Annotated in this window: 14 protein-coding genes; 8 read left to right on the top strand and 6 right to left on the bottom strand. The window is 58.6% G+C overall.

The window, feature by feature from the left end; genetic code table 11:
• Positions 1-17: 17 nt before the first annotated feature.
• Both dapA and ligA read right to left on the bottom strand, forming a co-directional pair.
• Positions 18-908, bottom strand: a complete 891-nt coding sequence (gene dapA / locus HMPREF9720_RS02230) for a 4-hydroxy-tetrahydrodipicolinate synthase (RefSeq protein ID WP_022043680.1) — start codon at positions 906-908, stop codon at positions 18-20.
• A 382-nt stretch (positions 909-1,290) separates the two neighbouring features.
• Complete coding sequence (ligA, locus tag HMPREF9720_RS02225) at positions 1,291-3,375, bottom strand: NAD-dependent DNA ligase LigA (protein WP_009596527.1); 2,085 nt, start codon at positions 3,373-3,375, stop codon at positions 1,291-1,293.
• Between the two features lie 139 nt (positions 3,376-3,514).
• Here ligA and HMPREF9720_RS02220 point away from each other — a divergent pair, with 139 nt between their 5' ends.
• The 6 genes from HMPREF9720_RS02220 to HMPREF9720_RS02190 all read left to right on the top strand — a co-directional run bounded on the left by HMPREF9720_RS02220 (position 3,515) and on the right by HMPREF9720_RS02190 (position 10,292).
• Positions 3,515-3,847, top strand: coding sequence for a hypothetical protein (locus tag HMPREF9720_RS02220; protein ID WP_014776306.1), 333 nt, complete (start codon positions 3,515-3,517; stop codon positions 3,845-3,847).
• 5 nt (positions 3,848-3,852) lie between these two features.
• Positions 3,853-4,461, top strand: coding sequence for a leucine-rich repeat domain-containing protein (locus tag HMPREF9720_RS02215; RefSeq protein ID WP_009596616.1), 609 nt, complete (start codon positions 3,853-3,855; stop codon positions 4,459-4,461).
• Between the two features lie 762 nt (positions 4,462-5,223).
• Positions 5,224-6,489 (top strand): adenylosuccinate synthase, encoded by a 1,266-nt coding sequence (locus HMPREF9720_RS02205; protein ID WP_022043683.1) that lies wholly within the window; start codon positions 5,224-5,226, stop codon positions 6,487-6,489.
• A gap of 160 nt (positions 6,490-6,649) precedes the next feature.
• Positions 6,650-7,528 carry an electron transfer flavoprotein subunit beta/FixA family protein gene (locus HMPREF9720_RS02200; protein ID WP_009596542.1) on the top strand — a complete coding sequence of 293 codons (879 nt, stop codon included), beginning with the start codon at positions 6,650-6,652 and terminating at the stop codon, positions 7,526-7,528.
• 17 nt (positions 7,529-7,545) lie between these two features.
• Positions 7,546-8,565 carry an electron transfer flavoprotein subunit alpha/FixB family protein gene (locus HMPREF9720_RS02195; RefSeq protein ID WP_009596603.1) on the top strand — a complete coding sequence of 340 codons (1,020 nt, stop codon included), beginning with the start codon at positions 7,546-7,548 and terminating at the stop codon, positions 8,563-8,565.
• Positions 8,565-10,292 carry an acyl-CoA dehydrogenase family protein gene (locus HMPREF9720_RS02190; RefSeq protein ID WP_009596538.1) on the top strand — a complete coding sequence of 576 codons (1,728 nt, stop codon included), beginning with the start codon at positions 8,565-8,567 and terminating at the stop codon, positions 10,290-10,292. Before HMPREF9720_RS02195 ends, HMPREF9720_RS02190 begins: the two co-directional genes overlap by 1 nt.
• Before the next feature lie 115 nt (positions 10,293-10,407).
• On the opposite strand, the gene HMPREF9720_RS02185 is transcribed toward HMPREF9720_RS02190, so the two are convergent.
• From HMPREF9720_RS02185 to gadC, 4 genes are all read right to left on the bottom strand, one after another.
• Positions 10,408-10,659 (bottom strand): helix-turn-helix domain-containing protein, encoded by a 252-nt coding sequence (locus HMPREF9720_RS02185; RefSeq protein ID WP_009596606.1) that lies wholly within the window; start codon positions 10,657-10,659, stop codon positions 10,408-10,410.
• A 45-nt stretch (positions 10,660-10,704) separates the two neighbouring features.
• Positions 10,705-10,941, bottom strand: coding sequence for a helix-turn-helix domain-containing protein (locus HMPREF9720_RS02180; RefSeq protein WP_014776312.1), 237 nt, complete (start codon positions 10,939-10,941; stop codon positions 10,705-10,707).
• 636 nt (positions 10,942-11,577) lie between these two features.
• Positions 11,578-12,561, bottom strand: coding sequence for a glutaminase A (gene glsA, locus HMPREF9720_RS02175; RefSeq protein ID WP_009596593.1), 984 nt, complete (start codon positions 12,559-12,561; stop codon positions 11,578-11,580).
• A 20-nt stretch (positions 12,562-12,581) separates the two neighbouring features.
• A complete protein-coding gene (gene gadC / locus HMPREF9720_RS02170) occupies positions 12,582-14,129 on the bottom strand; it encodes a putative glutamine/gamma-aminobutyrate antiporter GadC (RefSeq protein WP_009596540.1) in 1,548 nt (515 codons plus the stop codon).
• Positions 14,130-14,272: 143 nt separating this feature from the next.
• Between gadC and HMPREF9720_RS02165 the strand changes: the two genes are divergently transcribed.
• The gene (locus HMPREF9720_RS02165; protein ID WP_009596533.1) at positions 14,273-15,196 is read left to right on the top strand and encodes a DUF5106 domain-containing protein; all 924 of its coding nucleotides are present in this window, start codon (positions 14,273-14,275) and stop codon (positions 15,194-15,196) included.
• A gap of 120 nt (positions 15,197-15,316) precedes the next feature.
• Positions 15,317-15,871, top strand: coding sequence for an NADH peroxidase (locus tag HMPREF9720_RS02160; protein ID WP_009596576.1), 555 nt, complete (start codon positions 15,317-15,319; stop codon positions 15,869-15,871).
• The last annotated feature ends 135 nt before the right edge of the window (positions 15,872-16,006 follow it).

The following is a 16,006-nucleotide window of genomic DNA, read 5'->3' as shown; positions in this document are numbered from 1 at the left end:
TAGACACTAACGCGGAATCAGCGCAAATCGTATTCCGCAATCAGCCGGCTGAACTTTTCGCGCAGCGCCTGCGAACCCTCGACCAGCGGCAGCCGCATCGTGGGGCCGATTTTGCCCATCATCGAGAGCGCGCATTTCGCACCCACGGGATTCCCCTCCTCGAAGAGCGCGTGCACCGCTTCGTCGAGCGCCCTGTACTCCTCTTCGGCGCGGTCGAAATCGCCCTGCTTGGCATGACCGACGCACTGCATGAAACGTTTGGGAAATACGTTCGCCGCCACCGAAATCACGCCTTCGCCGCCGCGGCGCATCAGGTCGAGCGTCATGCCGTCGTCGCCCGACAGCACCAGAAACCCTTCGGGGCGGTTGTCGAGGATGCGCTGCATCTGCTCGATGTCGCCCGACGCCTCCTTGATGCCGATGACGTTCTTCATGTCGCGCGCCAGCCGCAGCGTGGTCTCGGCGGTCATGTTCACGCCCGACCGGCCCGGTATGTTGTAGAGTATCACGGGCAGGGGCGAATGCTCCGATACGGTGCGGAAATGCTGGTAAAGTCCCTCCTGTGAGGGTTTGTTGTAATAGGGCGTCACGCTCAGGATGGCGTCCGCGCCCCGCAGGTCGAATTCGCGGAGCTGGTCCAGCACCTCCGACGTCGAGTTGCCGCCGCAGCCCATCACCAGCGGCACGCGGCCTGCGATATGGTTGGTGATGAACATGGCGATCACCGCGCGTTCGGGCATGTAGAGCGTCGGGGTTTCGGCCGTGGTGCCGAGCGCCACGATGTAATCCACGCCGCCCTCTATTACGTAGTCTATCATGCGCGCCAATGCCTGATAATCGACGCGTCCGTCCGATGTGAAGGGGGTTATCATCGCGACCCCCACGCCTGTCAGTTTCTCTCTTATCATCGTATTCCGGTTTTGTTCGTAGTTTCTTTTCCTGCGGCTGTCTTCCGCGATCCGGCGCTTACGCCGTTCCCGCCGCCGCGTTTCCTGCTTCCGCCGCCGCATCTTTGTTTGCCGCCCTGCGTTTTAGCCTTCTTTCGGCATTGCGTCTTCTGCCTTCACTGCTGTGTTTTCAACTTCCGCCGCCGCGTTTCCTGCTTCCGCTGTTGTATTTCCTGCTTCTGCCGCCGCGTCTTTGTTTGCCGCCCTGCGTTTTAGCCTTCTTTCGGTATTGCGTCTTCTGCCTTCACTGCCGTGTTTTCAACTTCCGCCGCTGTCGTCTCTTCCGTTCCCGCCTCCGTTTCTTCGTACCGGCGGGGACGGCCTATCCGGTTGCGTCTGCCGGCTAAAACAGCTTCGGCTCGGCCGCATCCTTGTGCGCCGCGCCCCCTTCCGCACTCCCTTCCGTCCGCTTTTCCGCCGCATTTGCGGCGGGTATTTCGTCGCTGCCGATCATGGCGATAAAATCCTCTTCGGAGATGATCTTCACGCCCAGCTTCTCGGCTTTCTTGAGCTTCGCCGGACCCATATTCTCGCCCGCCACGATGTAATCGACGTTCGCCGACACGGCCGCGAGGTTCCTGCCGCCGTGTATTTCGATCAGCTCTTTCAGCTCGTCGCGGCTGTGGTTCGAGAATTTGCCCGATATCACGAAACTCTTTCCCGCGAGCGACTCCGACGCCAGCTCGCGCGCTTCGGCTTCGAACTTCACGCCCGCGTCGCGCAGGCGGCGGATGATGGCGAGGTTCTTCTCGTCGGCGAAGTATTCGATGATCGCGTCGGCGATGCGTCCGCCCACTTCGTCGGCTTCGGTCAACTCCTCGCGCGTGGCTTTCATCACCGCGTCGAGCGACCGGAAGTGTTCCGCGAGGTATTTGGCCGTGGTTTCGCCCACGAAGCGGATTCCCAGCCCGAACAGCACGCGCCTGAAGGGCACTTCGACCGATCCCCGGATGCTCCGGATGATGTTGTCGGCCGACTTCTCGCCCAGCCGCGGCAGACACGCCAGCTGCGGAGCCTGCAGGTCGTACAGGTCGGCCACGTCGCGCACCAGCCCGTTTTCGTAAAGCAGCTCGACGGTCTCTTCGCCCAGTCCCTCGATGTCCATCGCCTTGCGGCGGATGAAGTGGATGATGCGTCCGATGATCTGCGGACGGCATCCGCCCTGATTGGGACAGTAGTGCTTCGCCTCGCCTTCGTATTTGACCAGCGGCGTGCCGCATTCGGGACATACCGTGATGTACTCGAACGGCCTGCTGTCTGCCGGCCGCTGCGAAAGCTCCACGCCCGTGATCTTGGGAATGATTTCGCCGCCTTTCTCGACGTATACCATGTCGCCCGGACGTATGTCCAGCAGGGCCATCTGTTCGGCGTTGTGCAGCGTCGCCCGGCGTACCGTCGTGCCGGCCAGCAGCACCGGTTCGAGGTTGGCCACGGGCGTTATGGCTCCCGTGCGTCCCACCTGAAAGGCCACGCTGTCCAACCGCGTCAAAGCCTGCTCGGCCTTGAACTTGTAGGCCACGGCCCATTTCGGGGCCTTGGCCGTGAATCCCAGCTGCCGCCGCACGCCGAAATCGTTTACCTTGATTACCACGCCGTCGGTGGGGAAGGGGAGTTCCCTGCGCGCTTCGTCCCAATGGGCGATGTAGGCGTCTATCTCCTCCGCACTGCGGCATATGCGCATCTGGTCCGAAATCTTGAATCCCCATTCGCGTGCCTTCTGCAAACTCTCCCAATGGTTCGTGAAGGGCAGGTCGTCGCCCGCCAGCTGGTAGAGCGTGCAGTCCAGACCGCGCCGCGCGACCACCGCCGAAGCCTGCTGCTTGAGCGTTCCGGCCGCGGCGTTGCGCGGATTGGCGAAAAGCGTCTCCCCGGCCGCCTCGCGTTCGGCGTTGATCTTGTCGAACGAGGCGTAGGGCATCAGTATCTCGCCGCGTATTTCGAAATAGTCGGGCCAGTCGTCGCCCCTGAGCCTGAGGGGCACTGTCCGCACCGTGCGGACGTTGGCCGTCACGTCGTCGCCCTGCGTGCCGTCGCCGCGCGTCACGGCGCGCAGCAGCCGGCCATGCTCGTAGGTGAGCGATATGGCCGTGCCGTCGAACTTCAGCTCGCAGACGAATTCCGTGGGACCCGTCTCCTTCTCGATCCGCTCGATGAACTCGTGCAGCTCGTCCGGCGAATAGGTGTTGCCGAGCGAAAGCATCGGAAACCGGTGCTTCACGCTTCGGAACTCCGCGGTGATGTCGCTTCCGACGCGTACCGAAGGTGAGTTGGGATCGGCCATTTCGGGATGCGCGCGCTCCAGATCCTGCAGTTCGCGCATCATGGCGTCGAATTCGAAGTCGGAGATTTCGGGGGCGTTTTCGACGTAATATCTGAAGTTATGGTACTCAAGCTGCCGCCGCAGCTCTTCGATTCTCTCGCGTATCATAATATAAGTATAACGTGCGTAAAGGTACGTATTTTGTTCGTAACTACCTGCAAATTCAAAAAAAATGCAAAAAAAAATTGAGTATGTGGCGCGATATGTAAATTTTGCTTATAATTGCAGAAAATTTCCAAACATTATTATGGCTAAACAGAATACGACGAAGAAACATATCGTAACGAGCTTCCATAATCTGGCCCCCGAACTGCAGGAGGCCGTCAAGCAGAAATACCCGCTGGGGTTCACCGAAGCGATGATGCGCGTGGACAAGCCCAACGGAGATTTTTTCTATGCCGTACCTTTCGATACGGACGAAATCGCCTACATGGTTAAGATCGACGTCAAGATCGACGACAATGCGCAGGAGGACGACGACAAGGACTACTACGACGACGAGATCAAGGGTGCCGACGAGATTCAGGACGACGGCAATTCCGACGGCGGCGACGACTCCGACGACGACGTAAACATCTGAGGCCTATGACCCGCTTCGTTCCTCTCCTCGCGTTTGCGCTTCTTGCGGCCTGCGGCCTTGTGGACGACGAACGCGACGACAAGAACAAGCGCGTATACATCACTTTTGCAGATCCCGCATTCGAGGCTTACTGCCTTGAGCATTTCGACATCGACCACGACGGACGCATTTCGCGCTACGAAGCGCAGCGCGTCCTGAAAATGGACTGCCCTGACCGCGGCATCGCGCATATGTGGGAGATCGGCGAATTCTCGCGGCTCGAACGGCTCGACTGCAGCGGCAACGACCTCACGCAGCTTGATTTGCGCAAGTGTACGCTGTTGCAGACGCTCGATTGCAGCCGTAACCGCATCGCTTCGCTCGATCTGGACGGGCTGCGCGCTCTTCTGGAGCTGAACTGCGCGGACAATGCGCTCACGCTGCTGGACCTCAAATCCGCCGGAGCGCTCCGTCTGCTCGACTGCAGCGGCAACCGGCTCGTGACGCTCGACCTGCGACCCTGCTCGGAGCGGCTTAAGGCCGATGCGGGCGGCAATCCTCCGCTCACGACCGTCTACTGCCGCGCATCGCAGAGCGTCAGTGCCGACGGACATACCGAAATAATCGTCCGCTGATTCCGCATCGTCTTTTGGGCCGATCCGCTCCCGTCCGATCTGCTCCCGGTTTCCGCTCCCGGCCTCCACTTCCGTCCCGTCCGGTTTCTCCGGGGCGGGATTGTCGTTTTTTTCTTCGCCTGCGGCATGATTCAGTCCGGCGTTTTGCGAATCTTCCGAATGGCGATGCGGGGTCTCTGCAGTCCGTCCGCTCTGCTTGCCTTTCCGTCCGCTCCGTCCGCCCATCCGTCCGCCCATCCGTCCGCCCATCCGTCCGCCCATCCGTCCCGCCCATCTGCCCGCCTATCCGGCCGCTTCGCCCGTTTTGGCCGTTTCGTCTTTCCGTCTGTTTGGTTCGTCTCTCCGCCTGTCCGCCCATTCGTCTTGTCCCGTCTGCTTCGTCTCTCCGTCTGTCAGCTTTGTCTGATTCCCGCCTATTCCTTTATCCGCTCCGTTCGTCCCGTCCTCCTGCTCTGACCTTTCTGTCTGCTCCGCCTGCCCACCTGCCTGTCCGCGCTTCGTCTCTCCGCTCATTCGTGTCCGTCCGCTCCGTCCGCTCCGCCTGCCCCGTCCGCCTGCTCCGCCCGTCCCGCTCCGGAGCCGCCGAATTTTATTCCGCCGATTTCGCACAGTGCTTTGTTTTTTCGTCGCAGGATGTTTTTTCGCACCCGATTTCTGATACATTGTTGAAAAGTCGCCGCGGCGAATTGGGTATTTCGGATAATAATTAGTACCTTTGGATGCAAAAAATGTCTTTTGCACACAAAAATACAACCGGATACAATGAAAAAAGTTGACGTTATCCTCGGCCTGCAATGGGGTGACGAGGGCAAGGGAAAAGTCGTGGATGTGCTGACGCCTGCCTACGAGGTCGTCGCCCGTTTTCAGGGCGGTCCCAATGCCGGTCACACGTTGGAGTTCAACGGCGAGAAATACGTACTCCGCTCGATTCCTTCGGGCATATTTCAGGGCGGAAAAACCAACATCATCGGCAACGGCGTTGTCATTGACGCCGTCCTCTTCCGCGAGGAGGCCGAGGCGCTCGCAGCCAGCGGCCACGACCTGACCAAACAACTCTGCATTTCGAAGAAAGCCCACCTGATCCTGCCGACCCACCGCATTCTCGATGCGGCTTACGAAGCGGCCAAGGGCAGCGCCAAGATCGGCACCACGGGCAAAGGCATCGGTCCGACCTATACCGACAAGGTGAGCCGCAACGGCATGCGCGTCGGCGACGTGCTGAGCGCCGATTTCCGGCAGATTTATGCACGGGCCAAGGCGCGCCACGAGAGCATTCTGCGCGGTCTGGGTTATGAATATGATATTGCGGAGCTGGAACGGAAGTGGTTCGAGGCCGTCGAATACCTCAAGCGTTTCAACATCATCGACAGCGAATATTTCGTCAACGGGTGTCTGGCTCAGGACAAGAGCATTCTGGCCGAAGGCGCTCAGGGCACGCTGCTCGACGTGGACTTCGGTTCGTATCCGTTCGTCACCTCCTCGAATACCGTCTGCGCCGGCGCCTGCGTCGGTCTGGGCATCGCCCCAAACCGTATCGGCGAGGTCTACGGCATCTTCAAGGCCTACTGTACGCGCGTGGGCAGCGGCCCGTTCCCTACGGAGCTGTTCGACGAAACGGGCGCCCGGATGCGCAGTATCGGCCATGAATACGGCGCCGTTACGGGCCGTGAACGCCGCTGCGGCTGGCTCGACCTTGTCGCGCTGAAATATTCGATCATGATCAACGGCGTGACGCAGCTCATCATGATGAAGTCCGACGTCATGAACGACTTCGAGACCGTCAAGGTCGCCACCGAATACGAGGTCGGCGGCGAGCGCACCGCGCATTTTCCCTACGAGATCGGCGACGACCTGAAACCCGTCTACCGCGAGTTCGAAGGCTGGAAGTGCGACCTGCGCGACTGCAAGAGCTACGACGACTTCCCGGCCGCATTCAAGACGTACGTCGAATTCATCGAGCGCGAGACGGGCGTTCCCGTGAAGATCATCTCCGTCGGTCCCGACCGCGGCGAAACGATCGTCCGGTAGGGGAGCCTTTGGGCCGCCGCATGTCGCATGCCGCGTATGCCGCGCCGAATGTATCCCGCATGCCGTATTGCGGCCGGAGATGCGGCCCCGTGCGCGGAGTTTTCCGCCTGCCGCGGCGTCCGAAACAATGATACCGATTTAATTTTGTAACTATAACCTTATGAAAAAAGCACTTAAAATTGTCGTATTGGCCAAGCAGGTGCCCGATACCCGCAATGTGGGTAAGGATGCGATGACCCCCGAAGGGACGGTCAACCGCGCGGCGCTGCCGGCCATCTTCAATCCGGAGGACCTCAATGCGCTCGAAATGGCGCTCGCGCTGAAAGACCGCACCGAAGGCTCCACGGTTCATATCCTTACGATGGGTCCGCAGCGCGCCGCCGACATTATCCGCGACGCCATGTTCCGCGGGGCCGACGGCGGCTATCTGCTTACGGGCCGCGAGTTCGCCGGTTCGGACACCCTCGCCACGTCGTACGCGCTCTCTTGCGCGCTGAAAATGATCGCTCCCGACATCATCTTCGCGGGCCGTCAGGCCATCGACGGCGATACGGCGCAGGTCGGACCTCAGGTGGCCGAGAAGCTGGGCCTGCCGCAGGTGACCTATGCCGAGGAGATTACCGAAATCAAAGCGGATTCGCTGGTCATCAAACGCCGCCTGAACTGCGGCATGGAGACGGTCGAGACGCCCGTTCCTGTGGTCGTTACGGTCAACGCGTCGGCTCCCGAATGCCGTCCGCGCAACGCCAAGCGCGTGATGACCTGCAAATTCGCCCTCGCCAAATCGGAGATCGCCGCAGCTCCCGACTCGCCGGCCGCCAAGCGCGCCGCCGCCAAGGAGTACCTGCAGATCGTCGAGTGGGCCGCCGCCGACGTCAATCCCGATCCGCAGCAGCTGGGCCTTGCGGGTTCGCCCACCAAGGTCAAGAAGATCGAGAACGTGGTGTTTCAGGCCAAGGAGGCCAAGAAACTCACGTCTTCCGACGAGGATATCAATTCACTGATGGTCGAACTTATCGCGAGCCACACGCTCGGTTAAATCCGCAGAAGTAATCCATGAACAATATATTCGTATATATCGAGAACGAGGGCGGCAAGGTCGCCGACGTGTGTCTCGAACTGCTGACCAAAGGTCGCGAACTGGCCACGACGCTGGGTGTGAAGCTCGAAGCCGTAGTGCTGGGCGAGCATCTTGCAGGTATCGAGACCGAACTGGCCAAATACGGCGCCGACACCGTCTGGGTCGCCGACGACAAGATCTTCGCACCTTTCCGCACGCTGCCCCATACGGCCGTCATGTGCGGCCTGATCGAACAGGAGAAACCCCAGATCGCGCTGTTCGGCGCGACCTGCAACGGCCGCGACTTCGCCCCGCGCGTATCGTCGGCCCTCTACAGCGGTCTTACGGCCGACTGTACGCAGCTGGTGATCGGCGACCACAAGGACGCCAAGACCGGCAAGGAGTATAAGGACCTGCTTTACCAGATCCGTCCCGCCTTCGGCGGCAACATCATCGCCACGATCGTCAATCCCGACAACCGTCCCCAGATGGCTACCGTCCGCGAAGGCGTCATGCGCCGCGAGTACGCCGCCGTGCCGGGCGCCGGCGAGGTGAAGAAGATCGACTGGCAGAAGTTCGTGAAGGACACCGATCTGGCGGTGCGGATCCTCGACCGCGAGATTTCGGAGAGCAAGATCGACATCAAGGGCGCGAGCGTCATCGTCGCCGGCGGTTACGGCATGGGTTCGAAGGAGAACTTCGATCTGGTGTTCGAGCTTGCCGACGTGCTGGGCGCCGAGGTGGGCGCCAGTCGCGCCGCCGTGGACGCCGGCTTTGCCGACCATGCCCGTCAGGTGGGCCAGACCGGCGTTACGGTCCGTCCCAAACTCTACATCGCCTGCGGTATTTCGGGTCAGATCCAGCATACGGCGGGTATGGACGGTTCGGCCATGATCATCTCGATCAACACCGATCCCGAAGCCCCGATCAACAAGATCGCCGACTACGCCATCACGGGCGACGTCAATGAGATAATCCCCAAGATGATTAAGTACTACAAACAAAATTCGAAGTAATGGCAAATTTCTTTTCAGATAACAAAGATTTGCAGTTCCACCTTGGGCATCCGATGATGCGCAAGATCGTGGAGCTGAAAGAGCGCGGTTTCGCCGAAAAGGACCTCTACGATTTCGCGCCGCAGGATTTCGAAGACGCTATGGACTCCTACCGCCGCGTGCTGGAGATCGCGGGCGAGATCTGCGGCGAGGTCATTGCTCCGAATGCCGAGGGCGTGGACCACGAAGGCCCCCGCGTGGTGAACGACCATGTGGAGTACGCTTCGGGTACGGTCCGGAACATGAAGGCGATCGTCGATGCGGGCCTGAGCGGCATGACGCTTCCGCGCAAGTACGACGGTCTTAACTTCCCGCTGGTCTGCTTCGTGATGGCCAACGAAATGGTGTCGCGCGCCGACGCCGGCTTCGAGAACATCTGGGGCCTTCAGGACTGCGCCGAGACGCTCAACGAGTTCGCTTCGGAGGAGATCAAGGCCAAATTCCTGCCGTGGGTTTCCGCGGGCGCTACCTGCGCCATGGACCTCACCGAGCCGGACGCCGGATCGGATCTGGGCGCCGTGATGCTCAAGGCCACGTGGTCCGAGGAGAAGCAGACGTGGCTGCTCAACGGCGTGAAGCGTTTCATCACCAACGGCGACGGCGACGTTTCGCTGGTGCTGGCCCGTACCGAAGAGGGTACGACCGACGCCCGCGGTCTGTCGATGCTGGTCTACGACAAGCGCGACGGCGGCGTCAAGGTGCGCCGTATCGAGAACAAGATGGGTATCAAGGGATCGCCGACGTGCGAGCTGGTCTTCACCAATGCTCCGGCGCAACTGGTCGGCGACCGCAAGATGGGCCTTATCAAATACGTGATGTCGCTGATGAACGCCGCCCGTCTGGGCATCGGCGCCCAGTCGGTGGGTCTCTGCGAGGCCGCCTACCGCGAAGCTCTGAAATACGCCCACGAGCGCGAGCAGTTCGGCAAGCCGATCATCCGCTTCGCCGCCGTTTCGGAGATGCTCTCCAACATGAAAGCCAAATTGCAGGGCGTCCGCGCGCTGTTGTACGAAACCACGCGCTTCGTCGAGGTTTACAAGCAGTACGGCCATATCGCGCACGAACGTTCGCTCGAAGGCGAGGAGCGTCAGGAGATGAAGTTCTACAACCGCCTTGCCGACGGCTTCACGCCGCTTGTCAAGCTCTTCTCGTCGGAGTACGCCAATCAGCAGGCCTACGACGCCATCCAGATCCACGGCGGTTCGGGCTTCATGAAGGATTACCCCTGCGAGCGTCTCTACCGCGACGCGCGCATCATGAATATCTATGAAGGCACTTCGCAGCTGCAGGTCGTCGCGGCCATCAACTCCGTGACCAAAGGCACCTTCATGGAGCAGATCGAGCGCTACGCCGCCGCCGAATACAGCCAGCCCATGCAGCCCGTCGTTGCGAAGCTGAAGGAGCTGACCGCGAAATTCGCGGAGATGATCGCCCGCGTCGAAGCAGGGGACAAGGAGCTTTGCGGCTTCAAGGATTTCCACGCCCGTCGTCTGGTCGAGACCGCCGGACATATCATCATCACCTACCTGCTGGCGCGTCAGGCCGGCGAGTCGGAGGAGTATGTCAATTCGGCGAAGGTCTTCTGCAAGCTGGCCGAAGGCAAGATTTCGGAGGCATACACCTACGTCATGAACTCCACCTTGGAGGACGTCGAGCTGTTCAAGGCCGTTATCGAAGAGACGGAGTAGTCTGTCCTATACGCATTGTAAAAAAGGTTCCGCCTCTAAGGGCGGAATCTTTTTTTATTTGTGCGGTTCTGTTATTCGAATAAGATGATCCTGCAGTCGGAAAGTTGCAGAATAATCAGTTGTCTTTCGTTGGATAATCGAGCGGCGCGAAAAATTCGCCGAGGGTGATATTGTAAAACTTGCAAATAATCGAAATTGTCGTCAGATTTGGGAAATTCTTGCCTGATTCGAGTTGTGCAATGCTTAATTCCGTCGCTTCGGCCAATTGTTCCTGCGATTGGTGGTCGTGCATGTGCCTTAGTTCCTTCACCCGCAAAATGATTTTTTGAAGCAATTCTTCGTCGCGGCGTTGTTTTTTCCGTTCCATTACCCTCCCCTTGTGAGTCTTATTTAATAAATTCACATATTCGGATTATTCGACAGGGTAGTCGCTCTCGCCGAAGAATTCCCGGAGGCTGATGCCGTAGAAGCGGCAGAGTATTGTCAGTGAGATAAGGGTAGGAAATTTTGATCCGCTTTCAAAATGGAAAATATCCAGACCGGTATTTTCTATAACGTATTCCTGGGAATAATTATGATCGCGGCGCAACTGTTTCATTCGCGAAATGACATATTGAGCCAATTTTTCGTCCGTTCGTTTTGGTTTCATCTGCTTCATTTATACAAATGAAAGGATCAATCTAATTTTCTGCTCTGTCTATTTGTTCAGAATGAAAATTTTACTATCTTTGTGAGTGCAAACAGAAACTCCGAATACAGAAATTATGCTAACTTTGCGAAACGATACGGCACCGCCGTAACGACATATTATAAGGTTAAGACAACCTTTACGCCGTTGACGAACTTCCGACTGTTTATATAACAGGTTTATGCATGGTGTAAACATTGTCTGAAACCCTTGTCATGTCCCGGCCTTGCGCCGGGACGGGCTTGGGCGTAAGGACAACTGCCATGCAAGGCTCGGAAGGCCGGTCAACGGGAGTTGCACCTGCGCCCTTGCTTTTTTTTGCGCAGGCCGATATTACCGGGTACGGTTCGGGCAAAGAATTCTTCTAGTCTGTGAAATGCGTCACTTGTCAGCCCTGCCGTACCCGTTTTGCGCTTTTGGGGAATCCGGTAGCCGCCGCATTGCCGGACGGATGATGCGCCGAAGGCGGCTTGGGCGTTTCAGGTTCGTTTGTCGCCGGGGTGCGTTATCAATTCTGACGGACGGCGTATTCCCGTCCGATAGAAAAGGGGCTGCACTTCGGAGTGCAGCCCCTTTCGCCGTACATTACCGCTCGGCCTATGCCTTTGCGGGTTCCTTTTCGGCCATCACGCAGCGCGTCGTGCCGAAGATATTGAGGTTGAGGTGCCCGGCGACATAGGCCAGCGCCTTCTGCGCCTTGACCGAGTTGCCGGCTTCGTCCAGCGGGGGAGCGAACGCCGCAACGCCCATCACGCCCGGAACTACGCCCATGATGCCGCCGCCGACGCCCGTCTTGGCCGGCAGGCCCGTCGTGAAGAGCCAGTCGCCCGTGTGCTCGTAGAAGCCCACCGTCGCCATCAGCGATGCGATCTTCGGCGCCAGTTCCGGTTTGAATACCGGCTGCTTGGTCACGGGATTCACGCCGCCGTTGGCGATCGTCGCGGCCATCGTTGCGAGTTGCTTGGCCGTCACGCCGATCGAACACTGGCGCGTGTAGATGTCCAGCGACATGTCGGGATCGTCGTAAATCCGGTTGTAATTCTTCAGCAGCCATACGATCGACTTGTTGTTGAAGTTGGTCGCCGTCTCCGATTTGTACAACTCGTCGATCACTTCGACCTGCGATCCGGCCAGCCCTTCGATAAAACCGACGATCGACTTCCATTTGCCGTCGCTGTCGCCGACGGGTTTCACCATCGAGCAGGCGCTGATCGCACCGGCGTTCACCAGCGGCGTCGAGGGGTGGTCGTTCTCCAGCAGGATCGCCATGATCGAGTTGAAAGGCAGTCCCGTCGCGTCGGCGCCGATCTTGTCGAGCATCTCCTGTGCGCTGTACTGGTTCATGGCGAGTATCGCCGTCGGCACCTTCGATACCGACTCGATGCCGAATTTGTAATCGGTGTCTCCCACGGCGATCACTTCGCCGTCGGGCAGGCAGGCCGCGATGCCGAAGAGGTTCGACGGCACGTTGGCCAGATAGGGGATATAGTCGGCGTTCTTGCCGCCCGTTTCGTTCTTGCAGCGCTCGTATGCCTGCTGTACGGCCTCGCGGACCGTAGCGTTGTCTATTTTTTGAATCATTGTCCGATCTGTTTATCGATTTATTTGTTGTGAAGTTCCGTCTCCGAAGGTTTCGCCGTCGGTTCGGGAGTGTTCGTATGCACCGGAGCCGCTGCGACGGGCTGCGTTTCCCAATGGAACGGCTCGAACTCTGCAGCAGCCTGCGGGTCCTTCCACGAGGGTTTGCGCAGTGCATAGATGACGAACGGCGCGCCTACGACCACCACGCAGCCGATAATCAGCACCGAGAACCATACGGTATTGCTTCCGGTCGAGATCTGGCTGGGTGGCACGAAGCTCAGCACGAACGCCAGCAGGGCGCCGCAGAAACCCATACAGCCGAGGAACCACATCAGCCCGTTGCCCTTGCCCAGACGGAACGGACGGTCGGTGTTCTTCATCTTGTATCGCAGGACGATGGCGGCCGAGAACATGAGCATGTACATGATCAGGTACAGCAGCACGGTGAGCTGCGACAGAATCTGGTAGAACGACTGCACCGAAGGCATCACCACGAACAGCAGCGCCAGCAGCGTCACGACGCATCCCTGAATCAGCAGGATGTTTTTCTGCACGCCGTTTTTGTTGGTCTTCTGGAAGAACGGAGGCAGATAGCCCGCCTTGCCCACGGCGAAAATACCCTTCGAAGGACCTGCGACCCATGTCAGCACGCCCGCCAGCACGCCGAACATCAGGGCGATGGCGATAATCGGGCCTGCCCACGACATATGCAGGTAGTGGAAGTAGTTGTCGAAGCCCACCAGCAGCGACTGCGTCAGGCTGATGTCCTTTGCGGGAATGATGAAGCCCAGCGAGAAGGTGCCCAGCACGAAGATGCAGACCGTGACCAGCGAACCGATGATGATTGCCTTGGGGTAGTTCTTCGACGGGTTCTTTACGTCCATGACGTGTATGCCCATCATCTCCATACCCGCATAGAAGAGGAAGATGCTGCTTGCCAGCACGAGGTTGTCGAATTTCGAGAGGTCGGGGAAGAATCCCTGCGACATGTCCATGTGGTTGTGGCCGCCGGTCGAAATGTAGATGATGCCCAGCAGGATCAGCAGACCCGCGGGAATGATCGTGCCGATCATGCCGCCCCATTTGCTGATTTTACCTACCCATCCGAGTCCCTTGAGCGCGATGAACGTGGCGATCCAGTAGATTGCCAGCACCATGCAGAGCGTGAAGACCTTGTTCGAGGCCAGCGCCGCGTCGTGCACGTCGTTCATGCCGATAAAGGCGATCGACACGGCGCCGAACGTCAGTACGGTGGGGTACCAGATGGTCGATTCGATCCATTGCAGCCAGATGGCAAGGAATCCGGTGCGTGCGCCGTAAGCTTCGCCGACCCAACGGAAAACGCCGCCCTGTTTTGTCGAGAACATCGCGGCCAGCTCCGCGGCGACCATGGCCGTGGGGATGAGGAACACGATGGCGGCAAACAGATAGTAGAATGCCGACGAAAGTCCGTAGACGGCCTCTGCGGGCAGGCCGCGCAGACTCACTACGGCAGTCACGTTCATAATTGCGAGTGTCATGACACTCAGTTTGAACCCGGTACTTGTGGTAGTTTTCTTTACATCCATAATTCAATGAAATTGAGAATTGATTTTAACGGATGAAAACGTTGCAACTACCGTGCAAATCCGCCGGATGAACCTCTTTCGCCGGGAGGATGGTAGGATTGTAGCCGAAAAAAAACTATATTTGCACATAAAACACTCCTTTTATGTACCGTATTGTTGTTATTTTGCTTGCGGCCCTCTGCGCCGTTTCGTGCGGTCGCCGTTCGTCGCGGCAGCAGACCTCCGCCGCTCCCCAGATGCGGGTTTTCCTTCCGGCCATCGCGCCTTCGAGTCTCTCCGACGACGCGAAGCGCGACTACCTGCGCTGGCATTACTGGGACCGTTTCGACTTCGCCGACACCCTTTTTATTCGCGAGGTTGATACGGTACAGATGGTCGAGGCCTATGTCCGCTGGATCGCGCTTATCTCCGACCGTCCGACCGACGGCGTGCCGATGGATTCGCTCATGCGCCGCGCTTCGGCTTCGCGTCCCATGCTCGACTACTTCACGATGCTGGCCGAGCTGGTTATCCACGACCCCAATTCGCCGCTGCGCAACGACGAATTCTATATTCCCGTTCTTCGGGCCGTGCTGGCGAGTCCCTATTACGACGAGTACGAGCGTATCGGCCCCTCCTACGATCTCAATATGGCGATGCAGAACCGCATCGGCGAGCGCGCCAACGATTTCCGCTATACGCTCGCTTCGGGCGCCACCGGAACGCTCTACGGCGTGAAGGCCGAGTACGTCTTGCTGTTCATCAATAACCCCGGCTGCCCGATGTGCAAACAGCTGCGCGAGCAGATCGGCGGTTCGCCGATGCTCTCCGTGATGATCAAGCGGGGCCGGCTGAAGGTCGTCGCGCTTTATCCCGACGAGGACCTCGCCGAGTGGCGCGAATACCGCGGCCATATTCCGCCGAGCTGGATCAACGGCTACGATGCGGGCTGCGTCGTGCGCGAGAAGAGTCTCTACGACCTCCATGCGATTCCGACGCTCTACCTGCTCGACCGCGACAAGCGCGTGCTGGTGAAGGATTCCACCGACGTGCCTTATATCGAGGAGGTTATCGACCGCCGGGGCTGACTATAAGCAGGGCTTATCGTTCTATAAAAAAAGACAATCGTTTTTATATGCGAATTTCGCCCCTAATCGTTACCTTTGCACCACACAAACAGAATATAAACAATAAACATTACTGCGATTATGGCAAAGAAATGGCGTTGTACCGTATGCGGTTACATCCACGAAGGTCCTGAGGCACCTGAGCAGTGCCCGATGTGTAAGGTAGGCAAAGAGAAATTCGTCGAAGTCGTCGAAAAGGAGGGTGACCTCGAATTCGTGACCGAGCACGTTATCGGCGACGGCAAGGGCGCCAGCAAGGAACTCTGGGAGGGCTTGCAGAACCACTTCATGGGCGAATGCACCGAGGTGGGCATGTATCTGGCCATGAGCCGTCAGGCCGACCGCGAGGGTTATCCCGAAATCGCCGAGGCTTACAAGCGTTACGCATGGGAAGAGGCCGAGCACGCTTCGAAGTTCGCCGAGCTGATCGGCGAAGTGGTATGGGACACCAAGACTAACCTCGAAAAGCGCATGAACGCCGAGTGCGGCGCGTGCGAAGACAAGATGCGTCTGGCCCGCATGGCCAAGGAGCAGAACCTCGACGCCGTACACGATACCGTGCACGAAATGGCCAAGGACGAAGCGCGCCACGGCAAGGGCTTCGAAGGTCTCTACAAGCGTTACTTCGGTAAATAACGGCTGATTCAATCGGAGTTTCCACATATTTGCGAGGGTGAACGGTTTGCGTCTGAAACGCCGTTCACCCTTTTTTATCTCCCTGCCGTACTGTTTGCCGGTGTCCTCTTTTTCTTTGTTTTTCTGTTTCTCAGC

The sequence above is a fragment of the Alistipes sp. HGB5 genome (assembly GCF_000183485.2).
Classification (GTDB): Bacteria; Bacteroidota; Bacteroidia; order Bacteroidales; family Rikenellaceae; genus Alistipes; species Alistipes finegoldii.
This window is presented reverse-complemented; position numbering and strand designations above follow the sequence as displayed.